The 16,543-nt window shown below is 55.3% G+C and carries 14 protein-coding genes; 12 read left to right on the top strand and 2 right to left on the bottom strand.

Annotation, left to right across the window (positions count from 1 at the left end):
• The 9 genes from N0M98_RS01240 to hemH all read left to right on the top strand — a co-directional run bounded on the left by N0M98_RS01240 (position 1) and on the right by hemH (position 9,561).
• The gene (locus N0M98_RS01240) at positions 1-528 is read left to right on the top strand and encodes an S-adenosylmethionine decarboxylase (RefSeq protein ID WP_249862234.1); all 528 of its coding nucleotides are present in this window, start codon (positions 1-3) and stop codon (positions 526-528) included.
• 179 nt (positions 529-707) lie between these two features.
• Entirely contained in the window at positions 708-2,102 is a 1,395-nt protein-coding gene (gene hemA, locus N0M98_RS01235) for a glutamyl-tRNA reductase (protein WP_259616702.1), read from the top strand.
• A gap of 14 nt (positions 2,103-2,116) precedes the next feature.
• Positions 2,117-2,941 (top strand): cytochrome C assembly family protein, encoded by an 825-nt coding sequence (locus N0M98_RS01230; protein WP_249862236.1) that lies wholly within the window; start codon positions 2,117-2,119, stop codon positions 2,939-2,941.
• Between the two features lie 47 nt (positions 2,942-2,988).
• Positions 2,989-3,699: a precorrin-2 dehydrogenase/sirohydrochlorin ferrochelatase family protein gene (locus N0M98_RS01225; protein ID WP_259616701.1), complete on the top strand. Its 711-nt coding sequence runs from the start codon at positions 2,989-2,991 to the stop codon at positions 3,697-3,699.
• A gap of 24 nt (positions 3,700-3,723) precedes the next feature.
• Positions 3,724-4,662 (top strand): hydroxymethylbilane synthase, encoded by a 939-nt coding sequence (hemC, locus tag N0M98_RS01220; protein WP_259616700.1) that lies wholly within the window; start codon positions 3,724-3,726, stop codon positions 4,660-4,662.
• A gap of 6 nt (positions 4,663-4,668) precedes the next feature.
• Entirely contained in the window at positions 4,669-6,195 is a 1,527-nt protein-coding gene (cobA, locus tag N0M98_RS01215; protein WP_259616699.1) for a uroporphyrinogen-III C-methyltransferase, read from the top strand.
• Positions 6,196-6,264: 69 nt separating this feature from the next.
• Positions 6,265-7,266: a porphobilinogen synthase gene (gene hemB / locus N0M98_RS01210; protein ID WP_259616698.1), complete on the top strand. Its 1,002-nt coding sequence runs from the start codon at positions 6,265-6,267 to the stop codon at positions 7,264-7,266.
• Positions 7,267-7,559: 293 nt separating this feature from the next.
• Complete coding sequence (hemE, locus tag N0M98_RS01205; RefSeq protein ID WP_259616697.1) at positions 7,560-8,624, top strand: uroporphyrinogen decarboxylase; 1,065 nt, start codon at positions 7,560-7,562, stop codon at positions 8,622-8,624.
• 1 nt (position 8,625) lies between these two features.
• The gene (gene hemH, locus N0M98_RS01200; RefSeq protein WP_249862242.1) at positions 8,626-9,561 is read left to right on the top strand and encodes a ferrochelatase; all 936 of its coding nucleotides are present in this window, start codon (positions 8,626-8,628) and stop codon (positions 9,559-9,561) included.
• A gap of 106 nt (positions 9,562-9,667) precedes the next feature.
• On the opposite strand, the gene N0M98_RS01195 is transcribed toward hemH, so the two are convergent.
• Complete coding sequence (locus N0M98_RS01195; RefSeq protein ID WP_259616696.1) at positions 9,668-10,330, bottom strand: Crp/Fnr family transcriptional regulator; 663 nt, start codon at positions 10,328-10,330, stop codon at positions 9,668-9,670.
• A 108-nt stretch (positions 10,331-10,438) separates the two neighbouring features.
• Between N0M98_RS01195 and hemL the strand changes: the two genes are divergently transcribed.
• Positions 10,439-11,737: a glutamate-1-semialdehyde 2,1-aminomutase gene (hemL, locus tag N0M98_RS01190; RefSeq protein WP_259616695.1), complete on the top strand. Its 1,299-nt coding sequence runs from the start codon at positions 10,439-10,441 to the stop codon at positions 11,735-11,737.
• 239 nt (positions 11,738-11,976) lie between these two features.
• On the opposite strand, the gene N0M98_RS01185 is transcribed toward hemL, so the two are convergent.
• Positions 11,977-13,812 carry a phosphodiester glycosidase family protein gene (locus N0M98_RS01185; RefSeq protein ID WP_259616694.1) on the bottom strand — a complete coding sequence of 612 codons (1,836 nt, stop codon included), beginning with the start codon at positions 13,810-13,812 and terminating at the stop codon, positions 11,977-11,979.
• A 246-nt stretch (positions 13,813-14,058) separates the two neighbouring features.
• Between N0M98_RS01185 and N0M98_RS01180 the strand changes: the two genes are divergently transcribed.
• Positions 14,059-14,943 carry an RluA family pseudouridine synthase gene (locus N0M98_RS01180; RefSeq protein WP_249862246.1) on the top strand — a complete coding sequence of 295 codons (885 nt, stop codon included), beginning with the start codon at positions 14,059-14,061 and terminating at the stop codon, positions 14,941-14,943.
• Between the two features lie 106 nt (positions 14,944-15,049).
• Positions 15,050-16,285, top strand: coding sequence for a LysM peptidoglycan-binding domain-containing protein (locus tag N0M98_RS01175; RefSeq protein WP_249862247.1), 1,236 nt, complete (start codon positions 15,050-15,052; stop codon positions 16,283-16,285).
• The last annotated feature ends 258 nt before the right edge of the window (positions 16,286-16,543 follow it).

The raw sequence follows: 16,543 nt of genomic DNA, 5'->3' as shown, positions 1-16,543 counted from the left end.
ATGAGATGGAAACGGAAGCTTACATTATATTTGATCGTCGCTGTGCTTATTGTGTGGCCGCTCTATCAAATCACGGCAATGATAGGGAGCCGCTCCGAGAAGCAGGATGCGGGCAAGCTGCTATATCAGGTCTCGCTGTTCCAGATGGAACTGCTCAGCAGTTATTTGCACGACATAGAGAAGGTGCAGGATACGGAGGGGCTGAGTCCGCTCAGACAGGCGATTTATACCGCCGATTTCACCCACCAGCATCTGGTGCTCGCCTTCGGCGAATCGGAGCTGAGCCCGCTTGGCGGACTATCTCAGCTTATGCAATATGTGATCCGTTTGCAAATCGGCGGACAGAGGCCGCTGAAGGCCGATGAAGCGCAGACGCTGACGGATGCCCGCAAGCTGTTCGATGATCTGTACGACGCTTACGGTAAGCTGCTGTCATCCCGCGACGAGATCGTCTCCTCGCAAAACCAAAGGCTGCAAAAAGACGACAAAGCGATCGTCGAGCTGCTGCGCAAAAAGCTGCTGCAATAATCCGCTGCCACTTTTGGCAAATGTCCGTATAAAGCCGCGAGAAAAAGCAGAAAATAAGGGAAATAGTGTCGGTTTGCGCAGCGCCGCTTTCACATATTATACAAAAAATTTGTCGGAGCCATCGGCAATATATGCTATAATGGTTTCTAGATTACGAAGAGGAAGGCAGGTGGACACCCATGCATATCGTTGTGGCGGGCTTGAATTATCGTACGGCGCCGGTTTCGATCCGCGAAAAATTTACTTTTGCCGACGGAGATCTTGAAGTGGCGCTGAGCGAGCTCAAAGAGACGAAAAGCATCATGGAATGTGTCATAGTGGGCACCTGTAACCGTACGGAGTTATATGTGGTTGTCGATCGGGAACATTTGTGCGGCCATTACCTTCGCGGATTTATCGAGAAATGGTTCGGCGTACCGCGCGAGGAATTCAATAAGCACTTGTACATTTACGAGAATGAAAAAGCGATCGAGCATTTATTCCGGGTTACCAGCGGTCTGGATTCGATGGTTATCGGGGAAACGCAAATTTTAGGCCAAATCCGCGACGCCTTTTTGCTGGCGCAGCAGTGCAAGACGACGGGCATTCTGTTTAACACGCTGTTCAAGCAGTCGGTTACGCTCGCCAAGCGCGCGCATACGGAGACCGGGATCGGAGAAAACCCCGTCTCCGTCAGCTACGCGGCGGTCGAGCTGGGCAAACGGATCTTCGGCAACTACGATCACAAGAAGGTGATGATCATCGGGGCCGGGAAGATGAGCGAGCTGACGGTCAAACATTTGTACGCCAACGGCGCGGATAAGGTCATCGTCGTCAACCGTACCTTGAGCCGAGCGCAGGAGCTGGCAGGCAAGTTTGAAGGAGTGGCGGGCTCCATGGACAAGCTGCTCGTTTATTTGGAAGAAGTCGATATCGTCATCAGCTCTACCGGCTCTGCGGATATCGTGCTGACCAAAGAGCAGGTAGCGGCCGTACTGCAGAAGCGGCGTTCGCGCCCGCTGTTTATGATCGACATCGCCGTTCCGCGCGATCTGGATTCGGCCATCGGCGAGCTGCCGAACGTATTTTTGTATGACATCGACAATTTGCAGTCGATCGTTAACAATCATCTGCAGGAACGCCGCAAGGCCGCGCTGGTGATCGAGGACATGATTGTGGACGAAATGGCCGCATTCGACCAATGGACGCGCACGCTGGGTGTGAGACCGCTCATTCAGGCGCTGCAGACGAAGGCGAGCTCGATTCACGAGGAGACGATGGACAGCCTCCTGAAGAAGCTGCCGGATTTGGACGAGCGGGAGCTGAAGGTCATTCGCAAGCTGACGAAAAGCATCGTCAATCAAATGCTGCGCGATCCTGTCAACCGGATTAAAGAAATGGCTGCCGAACGCCATGGGGACGAAGCGCTGGAGTATTTCACCAAAATATTCGCGCTGGAAGAGCAATTGGCAGAGCAGGAGCGTACCGAGCAGGCCGCCCGCCAGCAGGAGCTGAGCGAAACGCACGAGCGTTGGAAGGATGAGCTGTTAACGAAGGTTTCCATGAAGCCTGCCGATGCCTTGGCCAAAACGTAGTTGGGAGAGGTGCCATGGTCACGAAAAGCTGGTTGTACGATGCCACAATATATATATACGCCCTGAGCCTGCTGTTTTACTTCTCGGACTTTGTCGGTCCGAACCGAAGCGCAAAACGGATGGGGACAGGGTTGCTTTCTTTTGTTTGGATTCTGCAAACGGTCTATCTAGTCGTTAACCTAGTGTGGCATGACCGTTCGACCGCATTTTCCATGTTTGAAACGCTGTTTATGCTATCCTGGCTTTTAGTGACGGTCTCGCTCGTAGTGAACCGTTTTTTTCGTATCGAGCTGTTTGTTTTTATCGTCAATGTCATCGGCTTTACCGTGCTGGCGTTGAATTTTTTCAGCAATCCGAAGGTATCGCCGACGCTCGCTTCCTGGAACATTAACGATGAGGTGCTGTTCATCCATATCAGCTTCTCGCTTGCCAGTTACGTCGCTTTCGTCGTAGCGGCCGTGTTTTCGGGCATGTATTTGTTTCTGCACCGCCAGCTCAAAGAAAAGAAATGGACCAAGCTGATGCAGCGGCTGCCGAGTCTGGACAAGACGGACTACTATTCCTTCGTATCGGTAGTGATCGGAACGCCGCTTCTGCTGTTCGGCATGTCGCTAGGCGTCGTCTGGATTTCACTGCAGCATGATTTGACGCTGTTCTTCGACCCGAAGGTGATTAACTCATGGTTTGTTCTGCTTGCTTATATTTTTTATTTATTTCAACGGCTGCTGCTCAAGACACCGGGGTATAAGCTGGCGCTGTGGAATTTGGCCGCCTTCTTTATTATGGCGCTCAATTTTGTCTTTGCGAATTTTTACTCTTCATTCCATCAATGGTCGTAATGTAAGGCCTCTGGCAAGAAGCAAAGCGCGAAGGACGGGGGAAGCCGGTGTCCGGGAAAGAACCGAACTATTATCCTTTAATGATCAATATAGCGGACAAGCCTTGCGTCATCGTAGGCGGTGGTGCGGTAGCGGAGCGCAAAGCGCAGGCGCTGCTGGAAGCTGGGGCCGCGGTGACGGTCGTAAGTCCCGAGGCGACGAGCCGCCTCAGGCAATGGCAGCAAGAAGGGAAGCTCCGGCTCATAGCGGAGCCTTACCGGCCGTTAATGTCGTGTATTCGGAGCGCTTATCTTATATTTGCCGCTACCGACCGGCCGGATGTCAATAAGGCGGTACGTTTGGAAGCGGAGCAGCAGGGCAAGCTGGTTAATGTAGCCGACGACGCCGTACGGAGCGGATTCATCGTCCCGGCGTCGGTGCGCCGCGGCAAGCTGCTGATTGCCGTGTCGACCGCCGGAGCCAGCCCGGCCGTCGCCAAGAAGGTGAAGCGGGAGCTGGAGCAGGCATTCGGCGAGGAATACGAGCAGTATCTGGATGTGCTGCAGGAGCTGCGCGTCTTGATTCAATCGGTCGTGCCGGATACGCAGCGCCGCCAAGAGCTGTTCAAGCGAATGCTGGAATGGGAACTGCTGTCCTGGATTCGTTCGGGACGATTCGACGAAAGGGCTAAGGCGGAGCTGCTGGAGAGGATCGGTCTGGAACCGACTGCACAAGGCATGGATGCCATAGGGCGCACGATTCGGGAGTACATAGAATAATTTCAAAGTTGAGGAGCTGACCGCATGCGAAAAATCGTCGTAGGTACAAGGCAGAGCGCATTAGCGCTGACGCAAACGGGGCAGGTTGTGGAACAACTGCGCGAGCTGTGCCAAAAGCTAGGCATCGAGTGCGAATTTGAGCTGAAAAAAATCGTCACCAAAGGAGACCGGATTCTTGACGTCACCTTATCCAAAGTCGGCGGAAAAGGGCTGTTCGTCAAAGAAATCGAGCAGGCGCTGTTCGACGGCGAGATCGATATGGCCGTGCACAGCATGAAGGATATGCCGGCCGAGCTGCCGGAAGGACTGGTCGTCGGCGCCGTACCGCACCGCGAGGACCCGCGGGACTGCTTAATCACGAGCGGCGGGGTGACGCTGGACGAGCTCCCGCAAGGAGCGAAGGTAGGCACCAGCAGCCTGCGCCGCTCGTGCCAGCTGCAAAATTACCGCGCGGATCTTCAGATCGAGTCGATCCGCGGCAATATCGATTCGAGATTGAAGAAGCTCGAATCCGAAGGTTTCGATGCGATTTTGCTCGCGGCCGCCGGCTTGCACCGGACCGGCTGGCAGGACCGCATCAGCGAGTACTTGCCGACCGAGCTTAGCTTGCCCGCTGTCGGGCAAGGAGCGCTGTGCGTCGAATGCCGCGGCAACGACGAGTTCGTGCTTGAGCTTTTGAAGCACTTCAACCACGAGCCGACGGCGCTGGCCGTAGCGGCGGAACGGAGCTTCCTCGGCAGGCTGAACGGCGGCTGTCAAGTGCCGATCGGCGCTTACGCCAGCCTCGGCGACGAAGGCGGCAATCCGGTCATTACGCTGACCGGGATGGTGGGCACGCCGGACGGCAAGCAAATGCTTAAGGAAACAATGACCGGCACGGACCCGGATAAGCTGGGAAGCCAACTGGCGGATACGCTGATCCGTCAAGGCGCTGTTGACATATTGGCCATGGTGAGGGGTTGAGCAGAGGTGAGTAAAGGCGTCGTCTATCTCGTAGGAGCAGGTCCCGGTGACCCGAAGCTCATTACGCTGCGCGGGCTGGAGGCGATTCAGCGGGCCGACGTCGTCGTATACGACCGTCTGGCCAGTCCTAGGCTGCTGAAGCATATGAAGCCGGGCGCAGAGAAAATCTTTGTCGGCAAGCTGCCGGACAAGCATATGATGAAGCAAGGCGAAATCAATCAGCTGCTTGTCGATCTGGCGCTTCAGGGCAAAGTAGTCACCCGTCTGAAGGGCGGCGATCCGAGCGTATTCGGCCGCGTGGGCGAAGAAGCGGAACTGCTTGCGGATAACGGCATCGGCTTCGAAATTGTGCCGGGCATCACCTCGGCGATCGCCGTTCCCGCCTATGCGGGAATTCCGGTTACGCATCGCGACTTTACTTCTTCATTCTCTATCGTTACGGGGCATGAATACCCGAACAAAACATACAGCAGCGTCAACTGGGACAATCTGGCCCAGGCGTCGGGAACGCTGATTTTTCTTATGGGCGTGGCCAATTTGGAGTTTATTTGCAGCCAGCTGATCCGCGGAGGCAAGTCCGCCGTCACTCCGGTAGCGTTAATCCGCTGGGGAACCTGGATGGAGCAGGCGACGCTGACGGGAACGTTGACGGATATCGTGGACAAGGTGCGCGCGGCCAATTTTCAATCGCCGGCCGTCATCATTGTCGGCGAAGTGGTCAAGCTTCGCGAGAAGCTCGCCTGGTTCGAGAAGAAGCCGCTGTTCGGCCGGCGCATTCTGGTAACTCGCGCGCGCAGCCAAGCGAGCGAGCTCGTTCAGCAAATCGAGGAGCTGGGCGGCGAAGCGGTGGAGTTCCCGGTCATTCGCACCCAGCCCCCTTCCAGCGAGGAAGCGAGAGCTGCGCTGGATGCGGCGCTGGAGCGCTTGCCGGAGTTCGAATGGGTGCTATTTACCAGCGTCAACGGCGTCGATTATTTCTTCGAACGGCTGCAGCAGAAGCGGATCGATATCCGCACGCTGTATCAAGCCCGGATCGCCGCCGTCGGCCCGAAGACGGCCGAAGCGCTGGAACGCAGAGGCTTGTTGGTCGATCTGCTGCCTGCGAAGTTTCAGGGCGACGTGCTGCTGGAATCGATCGAACAAGAGCTGATGCCGGGGCAGCGCGTCCTGCTTCCTACCGCAGACATCGCTAAAGCGTATATTCCCGAGCGGCTGAAGCAGCTCGGAATGGACGTGACCGAAGTCGACGTCTACGAAACGGTGCTGGATACGGGCGGAGGGGCCGAGGTGATCGATCTGCTTCAGCAGAAGGCGCTTCATATTATAACGTTTACGAGCTCTTCGACCGTGACGAATTTGCTGCTGGCGCTGCGCGAGCTGGGGGCGGAGAAGCCGCTTGAGCTGCTGCAGTCATGCCGGATCGCCTGTATCGGCCCGATGACGGCGCAGACGGCGCGGGAAGCCGGTCTTACCGTCGATTACGTGGCGGAGGAAGCTACCGTAGCTTCTCTCGTGCAGAGCTTGTATGCGTAAAGAATAGTAATGACAAGTCTGGTATATTGCATTCATAGTTACTAACAAGAAGATGAGGAGGAATCTGCTATGAGTTATCCTATCGTTCGCAACCGGAGGCTGCGCAGCTCTCAAGCTTTGCGCAATCTGGTGAGAGAGAGCAGCATTTCGGTTCATGATCTGATCTATCCTATTTTTGTAACGCACGGCTCCGGGTTGAAAGAAGAAATATCCTCGATGCCGGGAGTGTATCATCTATCGCTCGATTTGCTGCAAGAAGAGCTTAAAGAAGTAACTGGCCTCGGCATTCAAGCGATCATGCTTTTCGGCGTGCCGGAGCATAAAGACGCTCACGGGACTTCGGCTCACGACCATAACGGAATCGTCCAGCTAGCGACTCGCAAGATCAAGGAGCTGTACCCGGAGCTGCTGGTCATCGCCGACACTTGCTTGTGCCAATTTACCGATCACGGCCATTGCGGCGTCGTTCATGTGAATGAGAAGACGCAGCGCGCCGAAATTTTGAACGATCCTTCGCTTGAACTGCTGATCAAAACGGCCGTGTCCCAAGCGGAAGCCGGAGCCGACATCATCGCTCCGTCGAATATGATGGACGGCTTCGTCTATGCGATCCGCCAAGGCTTGGACGAAGCGGGCTACGATCAAACTCCGATTATGTCGTATTCGGTCAAATATGCATCCGCTTATTACGGTCCGTTCCGCGAAGCGGCGCATTCCGCTCCGAAGTTCGGCGACCGCAAAACGTATCAGATGGACCCGGCCAATGTGCGTGAAGCGCTTCGCGAGGCGGAGTCCGATGTCGTGGAAGGCGCCGATTTCCTGATGGTGAAGCCGGCTATGGCTTATATGGACGTCATTCGTTTGCTGCGCGATCAATTCGATCTGCCGCTCGTCGCTTATAATGTCAGCGGCGAATATTCGCTCATCAAAGCCGCGGCACTTCAGGGCTGGGTGGACGAGAAGTCGATCGTCATGGAAACGATGCTCGGCTTCAAACGCGCCGGAGCGGATTTGATCATTACGTACTTTGCCAAAGATATCGCCAAATGGCTTCGCGAAGGAAGCCTCTGATAAGGCAGCACGACCAGGAGAAGAGTTTTTTAGCCGGCACGTTCGGTTAAAAAACTCTTTTCGCTTTTTCTTCAGGCTGGTCGCGTCTGCCAGTCGGCGCTGCCCAACCGCGGGTAATCAGGGAGCGGTCAATGAATACTTTTCCTATGAGAAAATCGGTTTTTAACGGCGCGGCGGGTGCGTCCTTGTCATACTTTTGTCGGAATCTATAGGGGGCAATCAGTTGTTAGAGCCTGCCAAATAGGGCATAATGAGTAGTAGGTCTTAGGAGTAAACGGAAATGGGGTAAACCAATGAGTTATAACGACACTTTTATTAGAGCGTGCAAAAAACAAGAGGTAGATACTCTCCCTGTATGGTATATGAGACAGGCGGGAAGATACGACCCGGAATACCGCAAGATTAAGGAGAAATACAGCTTGCTGGAAATATGCAAGCAGCCGGAGCTGGCTGCCGAAGTGACGATGATGCCGGTGAAGAAGCTGGGGGTTGACGCGGCTATTTTGTATTCGGATATTATGAATCCGGTTGCTTCAATCGGCATTGATTTCGACATCGTGAAGGACGTTGGCCCGGTGATTCATAACCCGGTTCGGACGGCGGCCGACGTGGCTAAGCTTCGTCCGATTCAAGTGGAGCAGGATTTATCCCACATTATAAAAACGATCGAGATTTTGGTAGCTGAGCTTCAGGTTCCGTTGATTACGTTTGCCGGGGCTCCTTTCACCATAGCAAGCTATTTGATCGAGGGCAAGCCGTCGAAAAACTACATCCGCACGAAAGAGCTTATGTACGGCGAGCCTGCGGTATGGTTTCAGCTGATGGATAAGCTGGGCGATATGGTTATCGCTTATTTGAAAGCACAGTTTGCCGCCGGAGCGAAAGCCGTGCAGTTGTTCGACAGCTGGATCGGAGCTTTGTCGCCGAGAGATTTCGAGAAATACGTGCTGCCGACGATCGAACGGATCTTTGCGGAGCTGAGCGACCAGGAGCAGCCGAAAATTTATTTCCCGGGCGTCAGTTCAGGGGAGCTGCTGCCGCTATTGCATAACGTCAAAGCCGACGTCATCGGGCTGGATTGGCGCGTATCGATAGCCGAAGGACGGAGAAGAGTCGGCTCGGCCTTTGCGGTGCAGGGGAATTTGGACCCTTATGTGCTGACGGCGCCGATGGAGGTTATTCAGGAGCAGGCCAAAGCCATTATCGATCAAGGCATTCAGCAGCCGGGCTATGTGTTCAACCTGGGACACGGATTGTTCCCGGAAGCATCGCTCGACAAGCTGCGGGAGCTGACGGACTACGTTCATACTTATTCCAAGCAAGCGATTGCCCAATTGAAACAAGGAAGTGGTGTTTAAAATGTCCAAACAACGTATCGGCGTCCTGGTGATGTCTTACGGAACACCGGAAAGCCTGGACCAGGTTGAAGCTTACTACACCCATATTCGCCGCGGAAATCCGCCGAGCCCGGAGCAGCTGAAGGAATTGACCGATCGTTACGAAGCGATTGTAGGCGGCTTTTTCCCGCTTCGCGAAAATACGAACAAGCAAGTGAAAGCATTGGAAGAGCGGCTCAACGCCGATCATCCGCAAGTGGAATTCGTCTGTTATCAAGGGCTTAAGCATGCCGCGCCGTTCATTGAGGACGGGGTGGAGCAGATGGCGAAAGACGGCATTCGGCAGGCGGTCGGCATCGTGCTGGCGCCGCATTATTCGGTCATGAGCGTGGGCGGCTACATTAAGCGAGCGCAGGAGAAGGCGGAGGAGCTCGGTCTTTCCATGCAGTTCGTCAAAAGCTATCATCTGCATCCGAAATTGATCGAAGCGCTGTCGAACCGCGTGACGGAAACGCTGCAGCGGTTCGAAGATACGCCCAAAGCGGACATTCGCGTTATCTTCACGGCGCACAGCCTGCCGGAAAAAATTGTTGAAATGCGCGATCCGTATCCGGAGCAGCTGCTTGCAACGTCCAAAGCGGTTGCCGAACAGACCGGCGTCGACAACTGGCAGTTCGGATGGCAGAGCGCGGGCCGAACGGCATCGCCGTGGCTGGGACCGGATATTCTGGATGTGCTGCATACGATAAAGAACGAGGAGCAGGTTCAGAACGTTCTTGTTTGTCCGGTCGGTTTCGTCTCCGATCACCTGGAAGTGCTGTACGATCTCGATATCGAGGCGCAGCAGACGGCCAAGGAGCTCGGAATCCATCTGGAGCGCACCCCGTCTCTGAACACCGATCCGCTTTATATGGAGACGCTCAGCGACGTCATCTATCAGTTATGCGAAGGCAAGTAACGCACTCAAGACGATCAAGGCCCGCTTACATAGCGGGCCTGCGCCTTGCGGCTCGCAGCTCGGATTGGCAGCTGCGGTGTCAATTCGACGTTTGACGCCGGAGCGATTACGCCCTTAGCTGACCGAGATCGAGGCGCATCTCCTGGCCGTTGAGGCTGAGCAGCCGTTTATCTTGAAGATCCCGTATCACTTGCATCAATACCGGCTTTTGTACTCCCGCCATTTGCGAGACTTCATCGTAATTGAGCGTCATTTTGATAGTTATGGAGTTACCGGTGCGGGTTCCGTTTTTGTTAGCCAGCGTAATAAGGCTTTTGATGACGCGGGTTCTGGCATCGAGAAACGTGCGATCCTGCACATGCTGGTTCGTATCGCGAAGGCGGCTGCACATCTCTTGCATAATGCCGAGGGAAATGTCAAAATGGGTCTTCATCAATCCGATGAAGCTGGGAGCCGTAATGGAGATCAGCACGCTTTCTTCAAGCGTCTGTGCGGAGGCGGAGCGGGGCTTGCCGTCGATCAGGGAGAGCTCGCCGAAGCTGTCTCCGGCTTTCATCAGCGACAAGATCATTTCTTCTCCGGAACTTGTTGCGGTATAAATTTTAATGGAACCGCTGGACAAAATGTAGAAAATGGAGCCGGGCTCCTTTTCATTAAACAGCACCGTGCCGGGTTTAAACGTTTTCTTGGTGCAAATGGTCGAGATAGCTTCCAGTTGTTGATGGTTCAGCTTCGAAAAAAGCGGCACTTTATTTAAAAGTTCGATCATGATTTCGCCTCGCTTATTTATGGGGAACAAGTCCGCAGCTTTCGGATAATTATATCTCGGCCAATCGGGCTTGACAAGTCATTTTCATGTGAAGGAAGGGGTAGCAAAATGAGCTTGCGTAAACGTGTGGATGAGCGCTCGGCCAAAGCTTTTGCCGAAGCGAAGGAGGTCATTCCGGGAGGTGTCAACAGCCCGGTGCGCGCTTTTAAATCGGTAGGATTGACGCCCCTCTTCATGGAGCGGGGAGCGGGCTCCCGGGTCTACGATATCGACGGTAACGAGTTTATCGATTATATCGGTTCGTGGGGACCGCTTATTGTAGGACACTCCCACCCGGAAGTGGTGGAAGCGATCAAACGGACGGCCGAGAAGGGCTCCAGCTACGGGGCTCCGACCGAATTGGAAACGGGGATGGCCAAGCTTGTTATTGAACGGATTCCTTCGATCGAAATGGTGCGGATGGTCAACTCCGGCACGGAAGCGACCATGAGCGCGCTGCGGCTCGCCAGAGGCTATACGCAGCGGTCGAAAATCGTTAAGTTCGAAGGCTGTTATCATGGACATGCCGATTCGCTGCTGATTAAGGCCGGCTCCGGCGTGGCTACGCTCGGCTTGCCGGACAGCCCCGGCGTGCCCGAAAGCGTGGCAGTGAATACGATCACCGTTCCGTATAACGACCTGGAGTCGCTGCGGCTGGCATTTGAAAAGTTCGGCGAAGAGATCGCCGCCGTCATCGTCGAGCCGATCGGAGGCAATATGGGCGTCGTTCCGCCGCTGCCCGGCTTCTTGCAAGGGCTTCGCGATATAACGAGCCGCTATGGCAGCCTGCTCATTTTCGACGAAGTAATGACGGGATTCCGCGTCGGCCTGCACAGCGCTCAAGGCTTGTACGGCATTGACCCGGATCTGACCTGTCTTGGGAAGATCATCGGCGGCGGTTTACCGGTAGGCGCGTACGGCGGCAAACGGCATATCATGGAGCATATCGCGCCCAGCGGCCCGATCTATCAAGCAGGCACGCTGTCCGGAAATCCGCTTGCGATGGCGGCGGGATATACGACGCTTCGTTTGCTGGGTGAGCCGGGGGTTTACGAGGAATTGGAGCGAAAGGCGGCGCGACTGGAAGAAGGCTTCCTCGGCAACGCCCGGGAAATCGGCATTGCCAGCACGATCAATCGGGTAGGCTCGATGATTTGCCCGTTCTTCACGGAGCGGCAGGTCATTAACTACGAAACGGCCAAAACCTCCGATCTGGACAAGTTCAATCGATATTTCGCGGCTTTGCTTGACCGAGGAATAAGCATCGCTCCGTCGCAATTCGAAGGCATGTTCGTGTCGACGGCTCATACGGATGAAGATATTGAAACGACGATTGCGGCGCACTATGAAGCGCTCAAGAGTCTGTAGAACGTAAGAAGAGGCCTCTTCCGTCTAGGAAGGGCCTCTTTTTTGTTGTTTAGGAAATGATGCGCAGCCATTTCCTGTAGATAACCGGGGGCTCCCCCGAAAGTAAAGTCTACCCATAGAACGATCCCAGAGGAATGCTTAGACGCCGATCCAGCTTAGGCTGGATGCGGACGGAATAAGCTTCAGAGCATCACGTCACCTTTGGGGGATTTGTTCCTTCTTGTTCTCAGCCGGTCGCCTTATTCGGTCTTGCCTCCCGGGGACGGGCTAGGGTTCGGCGTTGCGGTTGCGGACGATGAATTGACCGTTGAACCGCTTGTCGCGCCTGAGCCGCCGGCAGCACCGGATTTGGAGCCCGGTGTTCCGCCGTTTGCTCCCGTGCTATCATTGTTTTTCGGCTCCTGCTCCGTACTCTTGCCTCCAGCCGGAGTCGGTGAAGGAGAAGGCGTAGCAGCAGGAGTAGGAGTACCGGTCGGCTGCGGGGTAGAACCGCCCGCGCCGTTATTGCCGCCAGCACCGGCAGAGCCGCCGTTCTGCGTCTTGCCGTTGTCGCTATCCTTCGGATTGGCGCCTGTACCCGAGTTAGAACCGGTTCCGTTCTGGTTCTGGCCCGCTCCGGTTTCCGTCTTCGGCGGGACCGTTTCCTTGCTTCCGTTTGCAGCATTCGTATCCTTTGAACCATTCGTGTCTTTCGAACCATTCGTGTCTTTGGCGCCGTCGGCAGTATCTTTCGCCCCGGCGTCTTTCGTGCCGTTATCTTTGGCGTCGGCATCCGTTCCAGGCTTCGTGCCTTTATTATCGGTTGCCGTCCCCGCCTTGCCTGCTCCATTACCGGTTCCCCGATTGGCATCCGTCGTCTTGGATTTATCCGTGTCCGTCTTGCCCGGCGATGGCGTTGGCGATGGCGATGAAGACGGTGTCGGCGAAGGTGTCGGAGTAGGTGTCGGATTATTTTTTTGCTTGGCTTTCAGCTCCGCCTGTTCTTTCAAGTAATCCGGATGATCGTAAGAGCCGCCCGGATCGATCTTGTCGAGACCGTCCCAGACTCGATTGGCGACGACGTTCTCGGGATGATCGTACACCAGGAACGCCGATGGCAGCCGCCGTTCGCCGTACCGGCTTGAAGGGCTTGTAACCAGCTCGCCGTTGACGACCAGCTCGGATGAAGCTCCGCCGTCAAGAAAGCCGGCATTGATGACGTCGTCCTCCATGAACAAATCCTGGACCTCCTTCAAGGTCGCGCCGACGCTTTGCGCTTGGCGGCCGTCGATGACGATGAAGATGACGGTACCGTCCGCTTTTTGCCCGACGGCCGTCCGCGGAGCGCGGCTGTTGTCGACAATCGGCAGCGGCTTGCCGTTGGCGATGACGCGCGGATAGAAGGACGCCGCTTCCGATATGCCCATGTCGCGCAGCTCGAACATATCGTATTTGCCTATGACGAGAGTTCCGTCCTTGGTAAAGCCGACGATATGCTGCGGAACGCTGCCGTCCTGGTCGGTATAAATGATATCGCCGCCGGAGATGATAGCTCCGATCGCCGCAAAGCCGTTGCCGAGCCCTTCCGGGTCGTTGAAGCCGCCGGCGTTCACTCCGGCCACGGCTCCGGTTCGTTTCACCATCGAGGTGATTTTCTCGCCTTCGCCGGACTTCGCAGGCGTCATCAGGCGAATCGATTTGGGATCGTACACATACATCCGTTTTCCTTTCCAGAACTTGCCGGAAATATCTTCGACTTTAATCAGCTCGTCGATTGAACGGATGCGCTGTTGCGTCGTTTTGATCAAGCCGGGAAGCTGCTTTTCCTTGGCATTATCTTCGACGTTGTTGATCATTTCCTGAATCAGCGCGTCCCGCTTCTCCGTGCCGACAAACAGCCACGCCCAGTCGCGGTGCTGGGTAATAATGACCGTACGGGCCATCCAAATACGCATGTCCGTGCCCGGACCGGTCCAAAACATAAAGCTTGAAGTAAGAAACGTAAGTACGGCAATCAGCATCAACGATTTTTTTATCCAGCTCCAATCGCGAAGCTGCTGTCTTCCAGACTCAAGCCATTGTTGGGCAGTGCTCACTTTGTCCACTCCTGTTTAAAATATAAACATAATCATTGGTTTTTAACTCTATTATTCTATCATATTCCGATAGGCTTGAATAGCGGAAGGAAAGCCGTGCCGGTTGGGAAAAAGGCTTTGAGGGGAAGCGCGCAATTTGCTACAATAGGGCGAGCTGTCCGTCGTTATTCCGGCAGGATTGTTTCTCGCGGAAGACGGGGGATGCCGCCGGCGTAATGAAAAACTGTTCACAAGGGAGCTTGACAGATGATATTTCCATGGCAACGAAAAGGAGAATGGCTGGAGCTGAGGCTTCCGCAAGTTCCGGAGTCGGAATACGAGCTGAAGCGCTATTTGCCGATGTCCGATAAATTTCTCGGCAATTTAATCAGAAGCGGCGGCGTGTCCGTTAAAGGAACCAGAGCGCGCCTCAGATTGTTTCCCGACGAATCGCTTGAGCTTATGCCGGTTTGGGTTCCGATAGAAGTGCTGTACGAGGACGATTTTTTGCTGGTTGTCCATAAGCCTGCCGGAATGAAGGTGCACGGGGACGGGGGCGCGTCCAAAGAACGGGAAGAGACGACCTTGGCGGATGCCGTCGCAAGTCACTATGCATCGACCGGACAGCCGTGCAAGGTTCGGCATATTCATCGCTTGGACGAGGATACGACCGGGCCGGTGCTGTATGCCAAGACGGAGTGGTCTCAGCTGGCGCTGGACGAGGCGATGCGGGAGAAGCGTATTGAACGGCGGTACGCCGCCATCGTTCAAGGACGATGGAAGGAGCGGCGAGGCGTCGTCGACGCGCCGATCGGCAGAGACAGGCATCATGCCGGGCGAAGGCGGGTATCCGCTACGGGAGAGCGGGCGGTGACCCATTACGAAGTAGCCGAGCAGTGGCGCCGCGGGGCGCTTGTCCGCCTGAGGCTGGAAACGGGACGCACCCATCAAATCCGGGTTCACCTGAGCCATCTGGGTCATCCGATCTGGGGAGACGCGCTGTACGGCGGGCCCGAAGAATTCATCGGCAGACAGGCGCTGCACGGGGAAACGCTGCTGCTGAGCCACCCGTTCACAGGGGAGCCGCTGCATATTGAAGCTCCATGGCCGGCCGATATGCAGGTCCTTTATAATACTTTGAAAAAAATATAGTCATGCTCCTCCCGCGCAAACCATATAATCCTATAGATAAGTGATACTGACCCATTTTTTCGGATGCGGTTTGCGAGACTAGCTTTACGAAAGGGAGGGCAATACATTGGCTGATCAACAAAGCGGTTTGCGGTTTGACATTTATGAACGAGTGCATTTATCGGAAGGCGTGGCAGGCATCAAAGAGCTGGAGGGAGTCGAGCTGGTGCCGCATATTCAGGTGCTCCCGCAAGGGGATCAAGCGCTGCTCAGAGGCAACCTGCTCTTGTCCGGCACCTATGTGGACGAACAGGATGCTTTCAATAGAACTTTGGAGCATCTGATTCCCGTTGAAATTACGCTTCCTATGAATCGCGTGCAGCGGATGGAAGATATTGCGGTAGAAATTGAAAATTTCGACGTGGAGCTGCTGTCTACGAGAAGCTTGAATATTACCGGCGTCCTCTCGCTGAACGGTCTTGAAGTCGTATCGGCCGCTTCCGCCGACAGCTGGGGCGAGGAGGAAGAGGAGGTCGTATTCGTTCACGAGGCTCGGGAGCAGGCGCCCGAGGAAGCTCAGCGGTTTGAAGAGGCGCTGCAGGAGGAAGAGCCGCCGTTTGAACAGGAGCCGGGATTTGCCGAAGAAGCGGCGTTTGCGCAAGGAGAGACGGCGGAACCGAGCGGGGCGGAAAGAACGGAGGCGTCCGGCTTTGCCGCCCAGCCTTCGGCCAATCAGCAGCAGTGGTCTTCCCCGCCGTCGTCTTATGCCGCCGCGAACCCGATTCCGGAGCCGAAGGGCAGTCCTGCCGCCGAGCGGAGCAACCGGTCGGAAAGCTGGTCGGCGGCCGAAAGCGGCTCGCTCTCCGCGGTGAAAGAGTCTGAGCAAGCCGCAGATGCCGAAGCCGCCCAAAACCAGAGCTTGGAGGCTGCGGAGGCGAACGAGCCGAACGAACAAAGCGAACAGAACGAGCCGCTCCAGCCGCTTAGCCAGCAGGAAGACAAGAAGGAAATGAAGATCGCCTTCTCCGGCAAAAAGACGGAAAGCGCGGAGTCTTCCAAGTCTGCCGGCCTGTCGTCACTGCTGCAAAACGCCGTATCGTCCAAGGGCGAGACCAGACCCGAAGAAGAGGCTCCTGCTGCCGCGCCTCCGACAGGCGACAAGCTGGAATGGAAGCGGCTCCTCGGCGGTCCTAGACAGGAGCAGCAGGAATTCAAGCGGCTGCGGCTGTGCATCGTGCAGAAAGAAGAGACGCTGGAGACGATTGCGAAGCGTTACGATCTGAACCCTCGGGAGATCGCGCTGTTCAACCGGCTTGGCGAGAATGACTTGTCGGAAGGGCAAATCGTGTACATTCCGAAGTAATCGATTCAAAGCGAAGATTATGCGGCTCAAAATAACACCTCGTCGGCCCGCTGCGGGTTTGATGGAGGTGTTATTTGGTTATAATGAGAACAAACGATATTTATAGACGCCTACCGTATTGACTCTATGTGCAATGTTGTTTATCATAGGAATGATTATACATCTTAACAACTTGGAGAGGGAATAATAGGCAGCCAACCCTTCAGAGAGCGGAATTGCTACGCTGGAAGATTCCGCAGGACGTAACTGGCCGAAGTC

This window comes from Paenibacillus doosanensis, from assembly GCF_025060755.1.
Classification (GTDB): Bacteria; Bacillota; Bacilli; order Paenibacillales; family NBRC-103111; genus Paenibacillus_S; species Paenibacillus_S doosanensis.
Note: the sequence above shows the minus strand (reverse complement) of the source record. Positions and strands in the feature narration are given on the sequence as shown.